15 protein-coding genes are annotated in these 14,698 nt (G+C 73.6%); 4 read left to right on the plus strand and 11 right to left on the minus strand.

Features of this window, described 5'->3' with window-relative positions; genetic code table 11:
• The first annotated feature begins 11 nt into the window (after nt 1-11).
• A complete protein-coding gene (locus tag HNP84_RS09465; RefSeq protein ID WP_185049074.1) occupies nt 12-1,310 on the plus strand; it encodes an amidohydrolase family protein in 1,299 nt (432 codons plus the stop codon).
• Nucleotides 1,311-1,346: 36 nt separating this feature from the next.
• Nucleotides 1,347-4,628, plus strand: coding sequence for an ATP-binding protein (locus HNP84_RS09470; protein WP_185049075.1), 3,282 nt, complete (start codon nt 1,347-1,349; stop codon nt 4,626-4,628).
• Between the two features lie 20 nt (nt 4,629-4,648).
• Here the strand turns inward: HNP84_RS09470 and HNP84_RS09475 are convergent, their stop codons facing one another.
• Nucleotides 4,649-5,524, minus strand: a complete 876-nt coding sequence (locus HNP84_RS09475) for a hypothetical protein (RefSeq protein WP_185049076.1) — start codon at nt 5,522-5,524, stop codon at nt 4,649-4,651.
• A gap of 175 nt (nt 5,525-5,699) precedes the next feature.
• On the opposite strand from HNP84_RS09475, the gene HNP84_RS09480 reads away from it, so the two are divergent.
• The gene (locus HNP84_RS09480) at nt 5,700-6,509 is read left to right on the plus strand and encodes an SAM-dependent methyltransferase (protein WP_312924201.1); all 810 of its coding nucleotides are present in this window, start codon (nt 5,700-5,702) and stop codon (nt 6,507-6,509) included.
• 174 nt (nt 6,510-6,683) lie between these two features.
• Here HNP84_RS09480 and HNP84_RS09485 read toward each other — a convergent pair whose 3' ends face one another.
• A complete protein-coding gene (locus HNP84_RS09485; RefSeq protein ID WP_185049078.1) occupies nt 6,684-7,688 on the minus strand; it encodes a polyprenyl synthetase family protein in 1,005 nt (334 codons plus the stop codon).
• A gap of 124 nt (nt 7,689-7,812) precedes the next feature.
• On the opposite strand from HNP84_RS09485, the gene HNP84_RS09490 reads away from it, so the two are divergent.
• Nucleotides 7,813-7,959: a hypothetical protein gene (locus tag HNP84_RS09490; RefSeq protein WP_185049079.1), complete on the plus strand. Its 147-nt coding sequence runs from the start codon at nt 7,813-7,815 to the stop codon at nt 7,957-7,959.
• Between the two features lie 75 nt (nt 7,960-8,034).
• Here HNP84_RS09490 and HNP84_RS09495 read toward each other — a convergent pair whose 3' ends face one another.
• The 9 genes from HNP84_RS09495 to HNP84_RS09535 form a co-directional block, all read right to left on the minus strand.
• Nucleotides 8,035-8,580: an RNA 2'-phosphotransferase gene (locus HNP84_RS09495; RefSeq protein ID WP_185049080.1), complete on the minus strand. Its 546-nt coding sequence runs from the start codon at nt 8,578-8,580 to the stop codon at nt 8,035-8,037.
• A gap of 72 nt (nt 8,581-8,652) precedes the next feature.
• A complete protein-coding gene (locus tag HNP84_RS09500; RefSeq protein ID WP_221336092.1) occupies nt 8,653-9,303 on the minus strand; it encodes an MBL fold metallo-hydrolase in 651 nt (216 codons plus the stop codon).
• A 503-nt stretch (nt 9,304-9,806) separates the two neighbouring features.
• Complete coding sequence (locus HNP84_RS09505; protein ID WP_185049082.1) at nt 9,807-10,076, minus strand: hypothetical protein; 270 nt, start codon at nt 10,074-10,076, stop codon at nt 9,807-9,809.
• Between the two features lie 63 nt (nt 10,077-10,139).
• On the minus strand, nt 10,140-10,748 hold the full coding sequence (locus HNP84_RS09510) for a TIGR00645 family protein (protein ID WP_312924207.1): 609 nt from the start codon (nt 10,746-10,748) through the stop codon (nt 10,140-10,142).
• Nucleotides 10,749-10,775: 27 nt separating this feature from the next.
• A complete protein-coding gene (locus HNP84_RS09515; RefSeq protein WP_185049083.1) occupies nt 10,776-11,165 on the minus strand; it encodes a hypothetical protein in 390 nt (129 codons plus the stop codon).
• A 209-nt stretch (nt 11,166-11,374) separates the two neighbouring features.
• A complete protein-coding gene (locus HNP84_RS09520; RefSeq protein ID WP_185049084.1) occupies nt 11,375-11,578 on the minus strand; it encodes a hypothetical protein in 204 nt (67 codons plus the stop codon).
• 690 nt (nt 11,579-12,268) lie between these two features.
• The gene (locus HNP84_RS54810; RefSeq protein WP_185049085.1) at nt 12,269-12,919 is read right to left on the minus strand and encodes a 4'-phosphopantetheinyl transferase family protein; all 651 of its coding nucleotides are present in this window, start codon (nt 12,917-12,919) and stop codon (nt 12,269-12,271) included.
• A 7-nt stretch (nt 12,920-12,926) separates the two neighbouring features.
• Complete coding sequence (locus HNP84_RS09530; protein WP_185049086.1) at nt 12,927-13,763, minus strand: metallophosphoesterase family protein; 837 nt, start codon at nt 13,761-13,763, stop codon at nt 12,927-12,929.
• A gap of 107 nt (nt 13,764-13,870) precedes the next feature.
• Complete coding sequence (locus HNP84_RS09535; protein ID WP_185049702.1) at nt 13,871-14,662, minus strand: SAM-dependent methyltransferase; 792 nt, start codon at nt 14,660-14,662, stop codon at nt 13,871-13,873.
• Between the last annotated feature and the right edge of the window lie 36 nt (nt 14,663-14,698).

Raw genomic sequence — 14,698 nt, forward strand, 5'->3', positions numbered from 1 at the left:
AGGAGACTCCGATGTCCTCTCATCTCGTGATCACCGGTGGCCGTCTCGCCGGCATGGACCCCGCCGTCCCGGACGGCCCCGGCGACGTCGTCGTACGGGACGGCGTGATCGTCGCGGCCGGGCCGGACGCGCAGGCGCCCGAGGGAGCGACGGTGCTCGACGCCTCGGGCGCCCTGGTCCTGCCCGGCCTGGTGGACACGCACCGGCACACCTGGCAGTCGGCCGTGCGGCACGTGGGGCTGCGCTGGACCCTGATGGACTACATCGGCGCGGCGCTGGTGCGCCTCGCGCCCGCGTTCCGGCCCGAGGACGTGTACGCCGGCACGCTGCTCGGCGCGCTGGGCGCGCTCGACTCCGGCATCACCACGCTGGTGGACTGGTCGCACATCCAGAACACCCCCGAGCACACCGACGCCGCGATCGAGGCGTTGCGGCACAGCGGCATCCGGGGCGTGTTCGCGTACGGGTGGCCGATGGACGACCCGCTGCGCTGGATCGGCGACAGCGACGCCGAGCTGCCCGCCGACATTCGGCGCGTGCGCGAGGAGCTGGCCGACGACACCGCCAGGGTCACCATGGCGCTGGCCGCCCGCGGCCCGGAGATGTCCACGCTCGCCGCCACCCGGCGCGACCTGCTGCTCGCCCGCGAGCTGGGCCTGCGCACCACCATGCACGCGGGCGTCATGCCGGGCACCCGGACGATCGATGCGCTGCGCCGCGAGGGGCTGCTCGACGAGACCGTCACCCTCGTGCACGCCTGCGCCGCCGGGGACGACGAGCTGGCCATGGCCGCCGACGCCGGGGCCACCGCCAGCGTCTCACCGCTGATCGAGACCACGATGCCGGAGTTCGGCGGGCCGCGCACGGCCTCGCTGCTCGCCGCCGGGATCACGACCGGGCTGAGCGTGGACACCGAGATCAGCACCTCGGGCGACCTGTTCGCCCAGATGCGGGTGGCCCTCGCGCACGCGCAGGGATCGCCGCTGACCGCCGCCGATCTGCTGCGGATGGCCACATCCGGCGGCGCCGCCGTCGCCGGGGTGTCCGGCCGGGCCGGCACGCTGGCGCCGGGCATGCGCGCGGACCTGATCGTGGTGGCCGCCGACGGCGTGGGCATGGCCCCCGCCCTCGACCCGGCCACGTCGCTGCTGCTCGGCGCCCACCCCGGGCTGGTCCGGCACGTGGTCGTGGACGGCAGGGTGGTCAAGCGCGACGGCACGCTGACCGGCCGCGTCGGCGCGGTGCTGGAGGCCGCCCGCGAGAGCCTGGAGCACCTGCGCAAGGCCGTACCGGACGTGCTCGGCTCGTGATGTATGCCGGGATGTGCGACATGACACAATCCCGGCATGGCGGTCACTTTCCGGGTACTCGGCCCCTTCACGGCACATGTCAACGGTGTGCCCGCCGACCTCGGGGGGCCGCGTCCGCGGCTGCTGCTGGCCCGGCTGATCATCGCCCGCGGGGCCACCGTGGCGGTGGACACGCTCCTCGACGACCTGTACGACGGCGCCCCGCCGCCGCGTGCCGTGAACACCCTGCACAGCTACATCTCCAACCTGCGCCGGGTGCTGGAGCCGGACCGCGCCCCGCGTACGCCGTCGGCCGTGCTGGTCAACCGGCCGCCCGGGTACGCCCTGCTGCCGGACGAGGTGGACGCCGAGGAGTTCTCCCGGCTGGCGCGGGCGGGCGCGTACGCGGAGGCGCTGGCCCTGTGGCGCGGAGCCCCGTACGAGGAGTTCGCGGACGTGCCGTGGCTGCGGCCGGAGATCGAGCACCTGGCCGAGACCCACCTGGTGACCCTGGAGGGCCATCTCGCCCAGCGGCTCGGTTCCGGCGACCCGCACGTGGTGGGCGAGCTGGAGACCCTGGTCCGCGCCCATCCGCTGCGCGAGGGCCTGTGGGAGCTGCTGGCCCGCGGCCTGTACCGGCTCGGGCGGCAGGCGGACGCGCTGGACGCGCTGCGCACCGCCCGTACGCGGCTGGCCGAGGAGCTGGGGCTCGATCCGGGCCCCGCGCTCCAGCGCCTGGAGGCGGCCATCCTCACCCAGGACCCCGCGCTGCTGTCGCCTTCCCCGGAGCCGGCCGGGATCGAGGTCGCCGCGCCCGCCGCCCCGCCGGTCACGGTGGGGCGCGGCGCGCAGCTCGGCAGGCTGGCGGAGCTGGCGGCCGGGGTGGCCGCGGGGCGGCCGGCCAGCGCGGTGATCTCCGGCGAGCCGGGGATCGGCAAGACCTGGCTGGCGGAGGCGTTCGCGGCCGAGCGGGCCGCCGCGGGCTGGCTGGTGGCCCGGGGCCGCTGCCACGAGACCTCGGGCGCGCCCGCGCTGTGGCCCTGGCAGCAGGCGGTACGCGAGCTGGCCGCCGCCGTCCCGCCGCCCCCGGACAGCGCGCGCTGGCTCGGCGTCCTGCTCACCGACGACGCCCCGGCACCCGGCGAGGGCGCCGCGGGGGAGGCCGGCGAGGCGCGGTTCCGGCTGCACCGGGCGACGGCCGCGTACCTGGAGGCGGCGGCCCGGCGGCGGCGCGTGCTCATCGTGCTCGACGACCTGCAGTGGGCCGACGCCGCCTCGCTCGGCCTGCTCGTCGATCTCACCGCGCTGCTGCGCGGCCGGGTGCTGATCGCGGTCACCGTGCGCTCCGGCGAGGGCACCCCGGAGCTGTACGACGCGCTGGGCGTGCTGGGCCGCAGGGACGCCCTGAGGCTCCCCCTCGCCGGGCTCGACCGGGCCGCCATCGCCGAGCTGGCCGCCCGCCACGGCGTGCCCGCCGCCGAAGACGGCGTGGTGGCCGCGCTCGCCGAGCGCACCCAGGGCAACCCGCTGTTCATCCGGGAGATCCTGCGCCTGGCCGCCGACCAGGGCTTGGAGCGGGCCCTGACCGGCGTGCCCGAGGGCCTGGCCGACGTGCTGCGCCAGCGGCTGCTGCGCCTGCCCGCCACTCACCGCGCCGTGCTGGACGCCGCCGCCGTCGTGGGCTCGGCCGCCGACCCGCTGGTGCTCGCGGAGATCGCCGGGATTCCGTCCGGCGAGGTGGACGAGGCGCTGGACACCGCGGCCGGGATGATGCTGCTCGCCTCCGACCAGCGCTTCACCCACGACCTGGTCCGCGAGACCGTGTACGCCGACGTGCCCGCGCGCCGCCGTGCGGGCCTGCACCTCGCCGCGCTGCGCGCGCTGGAGCGCCGCCCGCGCCCCGACCCGTCGGCCCTGGCCAGGCACGCGCTCGCCGCCGGCCCGGCCGCCGCCGCCGACGCCGTACGCTGGGCGTCCGCGGCCGCGGGGCAGGCGGCGGCGCGGCTGGCGTACGAGGACGCGGTGGCGTGGTGGCGGCGGGCGGTCGCGGCGCACGCCACCCAGCCCGGCGCCGACCCCGCCGAACACGTGGAACTGCTGCTCAGCCTGGTGCGCGCCCAGCTCGTCGCGGGCGACGGCTACGGCGCGCGGCAGACCCGGGCCGAGGCGCTGCTCGCCGCCGACACCACCGCCGCGACCCTGTCGCAGGAAGCGGCCACCCTGCTCGCCGCCCGTGCCCTGACCAGCCTGGACGCACCGGGCCTGTGGAAGTTCTACGCCTATGGCGAGACCGAGGCGCACATCGTGCGGCGCATCGAGGACGCCCTCGCCCGGCTGCCCGCCCGCGACTCCGAGCTGCGGTGCAGGCTGCTCGGCTGCCTGGGCGTGGAACGCTACGACGGGTCCGCCGACCCGCGCGGCGACCTGGCGACCGCCGAGGCACTGGCGATGGCCCGCCGCCTGCTGGAGCGGGGCGAGGCGGGCGAGCGGCTGCTCGCGGTCACGCTGAACGCCCGCTACCTCGGCGTCCAGCTCATGGACCGCCTGGCCGAGCTGGACGCGATCGGCGTCGAGCTGGCCTCCCTCGACGGGCTGCCCGCCTTCGCGCTACTCGGCTACATGATCATGGAACGTACCAGGCTGGAGCGGTTCGACGTGGCCGGGGCCGACTGGGCCGCGGCGCGGGCGGAGTCCCTGATCGAGCGGCTGGACCTGCCCTGGCCGCGCTTCCAGCACCAGATCTGGCGCGTCACCCGCCGGCTGGTCGCGGGCGACTTCGCCGGCGCCGACGCCGAGCACACCAAGGCGGCCGAGGCGGGCGAGCGGCTGAACTCCTGGGGCACCAGGGGCGCCCTCTCGACGGTGGCGCTGGCCAGGGCCCTGCAAGCGGGCGACGGCGCGAACATGGAGCTGACCGACACCCACTCCAGGTTCCCGGCCTACCGGCAGGCCGTCGAGGTGCTGGCCGCCCACTACCGTGGCGAGCCGCCGCACCGGCCCGGCACCTGGTACGACCCGCCGCACGACTTCCTCGAACTGCCCACCCTGTGCTACCAGGCCCTGGCCCAGGCCGTCACGGGCGACGCGGAGGCGTCCGCGCGGACGTACCGCAGACTGCTGCCGTACGAGGACCGGCTGGCCATCGGCTCGGGCACCTTCGCCGGCGGCCCGGTCGGCTACTACCTCGGCCTGCTGGCCCCCGACGAGACGACCGCGCACACCCACCTGAAGACGGCCGAGGACCGCTGCGCCCGCGCCGGGCTCACCTGGTGGTCCACCCGCATCAAGCAAGCCACGACCGACCCCGGGGCGCCGCCCCGAGCGGGTGGTGACGGCTGACCGCCGCGCGGGGGCGGCGGTCAGGCGTTCTGGGGGGTGGGGACGGCGGCGTCCCAGTCGATGGCGACCTTTTGGGGGTCTTCGGGGGCGATTCTGGCCGGGACCCGGGTGCCGGGGGTGGTGAGGGGCAGGTGGTGCGGGGGGACGCGGTGGGCCAGGCGGACCTCGTACGGGCGGGCGTCGGGGCCGGTCACGAGGAGGACCAGGCCGATGACGGGGTCGCCGTTGTCGGCGGTCATGCCGTTGGTGGAGAAGGTGGCCAGGACGGTGGCCGTGGCCGGGACGCCCCTGGCGAGGATGTCGGCGGCGGAGACGCGCTCGCCGGGGGTGGGGTGGGAGGCGGCCCGCTGCCAGTCGATGGTGAGGCGGGCCGGGTCGGCCGGGTCCAGGCGGACGGGGAGGTGGGCGCCGGGCAGGACCGCGCCGACCAGCAGGCGGGGCAGGGGCTCGCGGTGGCTGACCCGGTAGGCGTCGGCGCCCTCGCGGCGCACCTCCAGGTCGAAGACGACCATGGGCTGGTCGTTGATCGTCACGCCGGTGTCGCGCATGGCGAGGATCACCGCGCTCGCCGGGACACCGCCGGTCAGGAGGTCGGTGTTGCCGCCGGTCATGTCCTTGATCAAGCCGAAGATCCCTCCGGGTGAGCCGCCGCCGGCCGTGGACTCGGCGCCGGCGCCCGACATCACGCCGCGCAGAGCCTGGTTCCACAGGCCGGCGAAGATCAGGAAGAAGCCGGGGATCATCAGGGTCATACCGAGGCCGAAGGCCCAGCCGGACCAGGCGGTCGGCGGCCAGCTCACCATGCCGGCGACTCCGGCGGCCGTCGCGACGGCGCCCACGGTCTCGACGGCGATTCCGGTCAGGAGCAGGATCGAGCGCTTCACGGCGTCCCTCACTTGTCAGATCGTTCGTGTGCGGTGATAGGTAACGCTGGATCGCTTGCGCGCCGGTTGCATCCCGATTACCCGGGACTTTGTCGCTGCAAGTCGGGATAAGTCGCCCCGCAAATCACCATGGATGCCGCGATCCTCCCCTACGATCTTGCGCATACGCGAAACGGTCAGGAGTGGCGTGGACGAGAGCAGAGTGCCACCGGGAGTAGATCCGACCGTGCCCAGCGTGGCGCGGATCTACGACTACTACCTGGGTGGCAAGGACAACTTCGCGGTGGACCGCGAGGCGGCGAAGAAGATCATCGAGATCCTGCCGAACGTCGGCGAGATCGCCAGGGAGAACCGCTACTTCCTGGAGCGGGCGGTGACGTACCTCAGCGAGCAGGGTGTGCGCCAGTTCCTCGACATCGGCGCGGGCCTGCCCACCCAGCGCAACGTGCACCAGGTCGCCCAGGAACTCGCGCCCGGCTCTCGGGTCGTGTACGTGGACAACGACCCCATCGTGCTCGCGCACGCCCGCGCGATCCTGGCCGAGAACGAGGACGTGATCGCGGTCGAGGGCGACATGCTGCGGCCCCGGGAGATCGTCGAGCACCCCGACGTCCGGGCCCACCTCGACTTCTCCCAGCCGGTCGGACTGCTGCTGCTGGCCGTGCTGCACTTCGTGCCGGACGATGACCAGGCCGTCTCGATCGTACGCACGCTGTCCGAGCCGCTGGTCCCGGACAGCCACCTGGTGATCTCGCACGCCTCGATCGGGCCGGTCAGCGAGGAGGACGACCGCGAGGCCCAGGCGATCTACAGCAGGACCTCGGCCCCCGGCGTGGCGTCGCGCACCCCCGAGCAGGTGGAGGTCTTCTTCGCCGGGCTCGACCTGGCCGAACCCGGCGTCGTGCCGCTCCAGGACTGGCGGCCCACGGTGCGACTGGACATCGCCGCCAAACCGGGCGAGGCCGGCGCGGTGGGCGGAGTGGCCCGAATCCCCTGAGCCCGGCCCTACGGCACGGCGAAGGGGTCGCCCCGTCTCTCGCCGCGGGTCACGCGGCCGCAAGGCAGGCGCTCCGCCCCTTTGCCGCGGGTTACGCGGCTGCAAGGCAGTCGCCCCGTCCCTCGCCGCAGGTCACGCGGCCGCAAGGCAGGCGCTCCGTCCCTTGGCCGCGGGTTATGCGGCGCGGCGTACCGCCAGGTCGCACAGGGAGTCGAGCGCGTCGCGGGCCGGGCTGTCGGGGAGGGCCGCCACCGCGGCCCTGGCCTCGGCCGCGTACCGCTCGGCCTCCTCGCGCGCGCGGTCCATGGCCGGGGAGCCGCGCAGCAGGTCCAGCGCCTCCGCGTGCAGGGCGGGGTCGGTGACCGGGCCGGAGCGGAGGATCTCGCCCAGGCGGCGGGCTCCGGCGTCGCCCTCGCCGACGGCGTACAACATCGGCAGGGTGGTCAGGCCGGCGCGCAGGTCGGTGCCCGCCGCCTTCCCCGAGCGATCGACCTCGGACATGATGTCGATGAGGTCGTCGGAGAGCTGGAAGGCGACGCCCAGCGCCTCGCCGTACGCGGTGAGGGCCTTGATCGTGCCGGGGTCGGCGCCGGAGCAGATCCCGCCCAGGCGCACCGACAAGGCGATCAGCGAGGCCGACTTGTCGCGGACCACGCTCACGTAGTGGTCGGCGGGGTCCTCACCGGGCCGCGGGCCCTCGGCCTCGCGCACCTGGCCGCGTACCAGGCGCTCGAAGGCCAGCGACTGCGCCCGGCGCGCCTCGTCGCCCAGATCGATGCTGATCGAGGCCGCGCGGGCGAACAGGTGGTCCCCGACCAGGATCGCGACCTTGTTGCCGTAGCGGACGTGCGCGCTCGGCACGTTGTGGCGCATGGGGGCCTCGTCCATGACGTCGTCGTGGTAGAGCGAGGCGACGTGCAGCAGCTCGACCGAGACGGCGGCCGTACGCACCTGGGGCGCGTCCGGGTCGCCGAAACGCGCGCCGAGGAACACCAGCAGGGGGCGCCAGCGCTTGCCCCCGGCGTCGATGAGGTGGACGGCCGCCTCCCTGATCAGCGGCTCGGACGAATCGACGGCGACCTCGCGCAGGTGGGCCTCGAAGGAGGTCATTGCCTCCTTCAGGCCGCCCGCGAGGTTGTCGTCCGCAGGCGCGAGCTGCTCCAGGGCCGATCGCGACATTCTTCCTCCGCACTCCCTTGAACCGACATGTCTGGAAATCACACGCACTGCCCCGTGTGACGCTAGCACCAGACGATCAGCCGCGAGCGCGCCCGGCCCTCGTACCCGGACCTGTGATCGGCGCGTGGAGGCGGACCCGGCACGGCACGGCACGGCCCCCTGCCCGGGCGGGCGCACGCGCCGGATGGCGCTCGCCCCCGGCACCGGCCGCCTGCTCCCCGAGGCGCGGGCCGCGCTGGACACCGCCGAGAGCGAGTTCCCGGCGACATGAGTTAACGCGAGGCCCTGTGGCTCCTGCTCCGGCGCCTGCTCACCCGCGCGACCTGCGACGAGACGTGGCTGTGAGTCACCCCGCGGGGAAGCCGATGTACTCCGGCGGCACGTGCTCCACCAGCCAGACGCCGTTGGCGCTGACGCGGAACTCGTGCCCGTCGCGGTGCATCCGCCCGGCGTCCACACCGAGCACGACCGGCCGCCCGCGCCGGGCGCCCACGCGGGTCGCGGTCTCGCGGTCGGGCGACAGGTGGACGTACTGACGCCGCATCCGCCGCAGCCCTTCGGCGCGGATCGGGCGCAGGGCGGCGGCGACGGTGCCGTGGTAGAGCCACTCGGGCGGCGCCACCGCCGGCAGGTCGAGATCGACCGCGACCGAATGGCCCTGACTGGCCCGGATGCGGCCGTCCTGGATCGCGTACCGCTGCTTGTCGTTGGCCGCGACGACCTGCTCCAGCTCCGCCCGCGAGATCGGGAAGCCGTGCGCCGCCGCGGCGCCGAGCAGTACGTCCACCTCCACCCAGCCGTGCGGATCGAGCGCGATGCCGATCCGCTCGGGCTGGTGCCGCAGGTGCTTGGCCAGGTACTTCGAGATGCGTACCATCCGCCGTTCGTCCATCGCGCCCACTGTCTCACAGGGCGGCGGAGACGCGCCGCCCGTTATCAGCCGGTCACGCCGGGTTCAGCCGGGTCATGCCTCCCCGCGCAGATGCTGGATGTAGCGGTCGGCGCTGGCGCGCACGATCCGCTCGGCGTCCTGACGGACGACCGGGGTCCACCAGCCCCCGTAGATGCGCTCGAACCGGTACGGCTCCACCGCCGCGACCACCCCCCGCACGTCCCGCTCCGGCAGCGGCAGCCGGTTGGGCGCGCTCCAGACGAAGGTGATCCGGTCCTCCCCCGGCGTGACGAAGATCGTGTCGCCGGTGAGCAGCACACCACGCCCCTCGGCGCCGTCCGCCCAGTGCACCACCGCACTGCCGGGGAAATGCCCCCCGCACTGCACCAGCGTGACCCCCGGCAGCACCTCGGCCGTCCCCGACCACGTCCGCACTCGCTCGGCGGGACGCATCAGCCACCCGGCATCGGCCTCCGGCAGCAGGATCTCGGCCCCGAAGGCCCGGCTCCACTCCACCATCGAGCCGTAGAAGTGCGGATGGCTGGCGGTGACCACCCGCAGCCCGCCCAGCTCCCGAACCCGCTCGACCGCCTCCTCGTCGATGAACCCCGACGGGTCCCACAGCAGGTTCCCCTCGGAGGTCCGCACCAGCAGCGAACGCTGCCCGATGGCCACCTGCGGCTCCGCACCGATCCCGACCAGACCGGGCTCGACCTCCCGCACCACACTCCGATGCCCCGCCGCCCTCAACTCACCGAGCGTGGTCCACTTCTGACCCCCCGGCGGCACCCACTGCCGCTCATCGGCACAGACCGCACAGACGGCCGGCGGCTCGTCCAGCTCGCCATGGTGATTGCCACACGTCGCACACACCCATACCGCCATGCCCACCCCTTTCTCCGACACATCAGGAAACGTACCCGCCACAGCCCTTCCCGGCCGCACCCCACGGCCGGGGAGACAGGGCGCGGAGCACGGGCCAGGGAGAGGACCGGGCTGAAGGGACGGACAGAGGGCACGGGGGCGCCCGCGGAGCGCGAGGGCCGGGCCACCGCCCACACACCCGGCCACGTCGCCAGGAGCCCGGCGACGCGCGTGTACGGGCCCGCGGAACGCGGAAGCCGGGCCACCGCCCACACACCCGGCCACGTCGCCAAGAGCCCGGCGACGCGCGTGTACGGCGCGGGGCGCCATCGCTGCCGTCCCGCGCCGTGCGCGTGCGTACGTCAGGCGTCGTCGTCGGAGACCGACGTGGCGCCTTTGCATGTGGTCGTGGCTTTGCCGAAGAGGACCAGAGCCTTGCCGCAGCTGCTCACCGGCACCGACACCGGCTCCACGATCTCGTCGTTGAAGATCACGATGTCGCCGAGGAGCGACGACCCGCCACCTCCCGGTTCCGGGGTGTCGGCGTGGGCCGGAGCGGCCACGGCGAGAAGTCCCGCCGCGACGCCGCCGACCCCCAATCGGACGGCGCCCACGACACCTCTGCCGAACATTGCGTTCTCCTTCTCTCCCCCGCCCGCCCGGAGGACCGGGCGGACGCCCCGCGGGTCAACCGGCTACGCCGCGATCCGGTTGTGCTGCAGTTCCGCGGGGCCGGCCACCGCCTCCTGCGGCACGGTGTGCTCGGGGCGGCTGCGTTCCATGAGCCGGTCCATCAGCGCCAGGGCGATGGCGGAGATGATGAAGGTCAGATGGATCAGCGTCTTCCACAGCAACTCCCTGTCGGTGATGGCCGGCCGTCCGGCGTTGATGAAGATCTGTAGCAGGTGGATGGAGGAGATCCCGATGATCGCCATCGCCAGCTTGACCTTCAGGACGTTGGCGTTGACGTGGGACAGCCACTGCGGCTGGTCGGGGTGCCCGTCGATGCGCAGCCGCGAGACGAAGGTCTCGAAGCCGCCGACGATCACCATGATCAGCAGATTGGAGATCATCACCACGTCTACCAGTCCGAGGACGATCAGCATGATCGTCGTCTCGGCGACCTGACCGCCGAACCCGAGCGCTACCAGGTGCGACAGCTCCACGAGGAACCGCCACACGTACACGACCTGGGCCACGATGAGCCCGATGTAGAGCGGTGCCTGGATCCAGCGGCTGAGGAACATGTAGTAGCCGAGGCGCTTGAGCGCGGCGCTCAGGGGCCAGGGCCTGGTGTCTGCCACCGATTGCAGCTTCAGCACCGGTCGTCACTAGGAGTTGAGGACGTTTATCAGGACATGGTCAACGACGGCCTGCACCAGGGTGCCGCCGGGCTCGCCGGACAGGCCGGATAGGGGCGAGGGTGGTGTGCCGTCTCCGGGTGACGCGGCCATGGCGGCGGGGGCGGTGAGCGCGGCGAGCGCGAGCCCCGCGCCCGCCCCCGCGACCGCGGCCCGCGCGAACGCCCGGGTGACCCGGCGCGCGGCCATGGCCCGCCGTGGGCCGCGCGTGACGGCGGCGGGGACGGGGACCGACGCCGGCTTCGCGCGATCGGCGGTGGCGGGATCGGCGAGGCCGAGGGGGGTGGGATCGTCACCCTTGACCGGGTCTTCGATCACCGCGGAATCGACGGCCTTGGCTGCGGCGCGGACGGTAAACATGGCACCTCCGGTTAGTCTAGGGTCGCGGTCGTCACGGTCAGTATCCAGTCAAGCACGGAACGAAACCTTCAACGGCGAGCCTCCGGCGACCTTTCCGGTACGCGTCCCCCCGCAGAGAGGGCCCCGGCGCGGCAACGTACGCATGGACGGACATACCTCGCCACCGCTCCGGGGCCCGCACGCGGCCGATCAGTGCCGGCCGGCGCCCGTCAAGGGGCGAGGCAGTGGACGGCCGGCAGCTCGGTCGGCACGCCGGGCTGCGCGGGGTCGACGAGGTGGGTCACCTCGCCGACACTGGCGGTCAGGCACTCCACCGCCGCGACGGGGTCCACCACCGCGGAGGCGGCTGGGGCGACGGCCAGCACCCCGCCGGCCACTGCGGCGGCGACGAGCCCTCGGATGATGTGGCGCATGTGATCCTCCTGGATTCGGTTACGAGCACCACCGCTATCGTTACACCATGTAGTCGCTCGGTAACCGAAGATTACGGAGTTCTCATGCGCGAGCCCCTGGCCCGCGGCGGTGTTCCCGTCCGATTCCTCGCCGACCCCATGGCGGCGCCATGTAATCATCTGATAACGTTGTGTAGCCGATCTAGGGATGTCCTCCGGCTACGGAGCGACAACAGGGGGCGGGCCGAGTTCTGAGGGGGGCTCGCCCGCCGCCTGCCCTAGATCGCCCAGCGTCGGGCCGGCCCCGGTCCAACGCCCCGATACCGCCCTCGCGCCGTTCCGGCCGGTCATTTTTGCCCCTGCCATGGCCGTCCGGAACGGCGCGCTGGGTGCCGCTCGGGGCGCGACCGACGCGGGCTCAGGGCGAGCGGTACAGGCGCGGTGTAGGCAGGGGCCTCAGGCGGGGGGTATAGGACGCGGGGGGTATAGGACGGGGACTCGGGTGGGCGGGATCGGCACCGCATAGGTAGGGGGCCTCAGGCGGCGGTATAGGACGGGCGGCCCGGGTGGGCGGGATCGGCACGGTATAGGGCGGGGCCTCAGACGGCGGCATAGGACGGGCGGCCCGGGTGGGCGGGATCGGCACGGTATGGGCAGGGGCTCAGGTGGGGGCGGTAGAGACATGCGGTAGAGGGCGGTAGAGACGGCGGCTCAGGTCGCCGGTAGCGACAGGGCCGCCAGGAGCAGGCCGTCGCGGGCCAGCCAGCGGCCCGGCGGCGGCGCGGCCAGGGGAGGTGGGGCCGGGACCAGGATGCGTACGGTGAAGGTGCCGTCGGCGGCGGGGGTGACCAGGGCGTCCTCGAAGCCCAGCCAGCGGCCCGTCACCGGGTACCACGCCTTGTAGATCGCCTCCTTGGCGCAGAAGAGCAGCCGGTCCCAGCAGATCGACGGGTCGGCGGCGCGGAGTGCGGGGAGGCGGGCGGCCTCCTCGGGGCGGGCGATGGCGTCGTACACGCCGTCGGGCAGCGGCGCGTGCGGTTCGGCGTCGATGCCGACCGAGACGAGGACGTCGTCACGGGCGACGGCCGCCGCGCGGTAGCCGTCGCAGTGAGTGATCGAACCGACCACGCCGGGCGGCCACAACGGCTCCCGTTTGGGGCCAGAAAGGATGGGAACGGGCGCGATGCCCAGTTCGGCCAGGGCACGGCGGGCGCACGCGCGCGCCGCCACGTACTCGTCGCGGCGCTTGGGCACGGCGCGCGCGATGGCCTCCTCCTCGCCCGGGAACGGCTTGTCGTCCACCGGGCCGTTGCCGAACCTCTCGGCCGCCGCGGCCCCGGGGGGCAGGATCTCCTCGATCATCGTCCGCTCACGGCCTCTCGGAGGGGAAGACGCGGCGCAGGCCCGGGACACGCCCTCGGGGCCGCCACTCGCGCGGGTAGCCGACCGACACCTCTTCGAAACGCACCCCGTCGATCCACATGGTGCGGGGGATGTGCAGGTGGCCGTACACGACCGCCGCCGCCCGGTGGCGTACGTGCCAGTCGGCCGTGAGTGCGGTGCCGCACCACATGGCGAACTCGGGGTAGCGCAGCACGCGGGTTGGCTCGCGGACCAGCGGCCAGTGGCTGACCAGCACCGTCGGCAGGCCGGGGTCCAGCTCGGCCAGGCGCCGCTCGGTCTCCTCGGCGCGGGCGCGGCTCCACGCCTCGCGGCTCGGGTACGGGTCGGGGTGCAGCAGCAGCTCGTCGGTGCAGACCACCCCCACCTCGTACGCCCGCTCCAGCGCCGCCGCCTTCGTGGCGAACCCGGCGGGCAGGAACGAGTAGTCGTACAGCACGAACAGCGGCGCGATGGCCACCGGCCCGCCCTCGCCGCGCCACACCGCGTACGGGTCCTCGGGGGTCAGCACCCCGAGGCCGCGGCACATGTCCACCAGGTACCGGTAGCGTGCCTCGCCGCGCAGCTCCACCGGGTCGCGCGGCGGAGTCCACAGCTCGTGGTTGCCCGGCGCCCAGATGACGGTGCCGAAGCGCTCGGCGAGCACGCGCAGCGCCCACTCGACGTCCTCGGCGAACTCGCCCACGTCACCGGCGACGATCAGCCAATCGCCCTCGACGACCGGCCTGAGCCGCTCGACGATCTCGCGATTCTCCTTGTGCCCGACGTGCAGGTCACTGATCGCGTACAGGGAGGGCTCAGGCATCGCCGCCCCGACGGCACACCCCGAACCCGGCGGACACGGACACCACGGCCTCCTCGCGCTCCAAGGGACGCACGATCATCGTAACGGGGCCGGGTGAACCGGAGGTGTCAGGGCTTGCGCCCCAAGCCACCCCAGGCGTTCACCGGGGTAGAGGCGCCGAACGGGTTGGGGTCGGGGCGCCACTCGTGGATCTGCACGACGCCGGGCTCGACGAGTTCCAGGCCGTCGAGGAACCGGGCGATCTGCTCGGGGCTGCGCAGGGCGTAGGGCACCGAGCCGCCCTCGTTGTACATGGCCTGCGCCTCGACGAACGCGGGGTCGGTGTTGGTGCCGTCGTACGTCGCGAGGTAGCCGCCGGACGGCAGCGCCTGCTTGAACGCGTCGAGGATGCGGCGGGCCTCGACGTCGTCCTCGCCCACGACGGGGACGTGGCCGAGCACGCCCATCAGCATGAACGCGATGGGCCGGGAGAAGTCCAGCTTCGTGCGCGCGATCTCGATGATGCGGCCGGGGTCGTTCAGGTCGGCCTCGATGTAGTCGGTGGTGCCGGCCGGGTTGGCGGTGAGCAGGGCGTGCGCGTGGGCGAGCACCAGGGGGTCGTTGTCGACGTAGACGACGTGGGCGTCGGGGGCGACCCGCTGGGCGACCTCGTGGGTGTTGTCGTGGCTGGGCAGGCCGGTGCCGACGTCCAGGAACTGGCGCACGCCCAGGTCGGCGGCGAGGTGGCGGACGACGCGGGAGATGAAGTAGCGCGACACGCGCGCCAGATCGAAGATCCCGGGGAAGATCGCGGCGTACTGGTCACCGGCCTCCTGATCCACCGGGAAGTAGTCCTTGCCGCCCATCCAGTAGTTCCAGATCCGCGCCGAGTGGGGCACGGAGGTGTCGATTCCCGCCATCAGGTCTTTCTCTGCCTCGCTCCACGGGAACGCCGT

Source organism: Thermocatellispora tengchongensis (assembly GCF_014202315.1).
Taxonomy (GTDB): domain Bacteria; phylum Actinomycetota; class Actinomycetes; order Streptosporangiales; family Streptosporangiaceae; genus Thermocatellispora; species Thermocatellispora tengchongensis.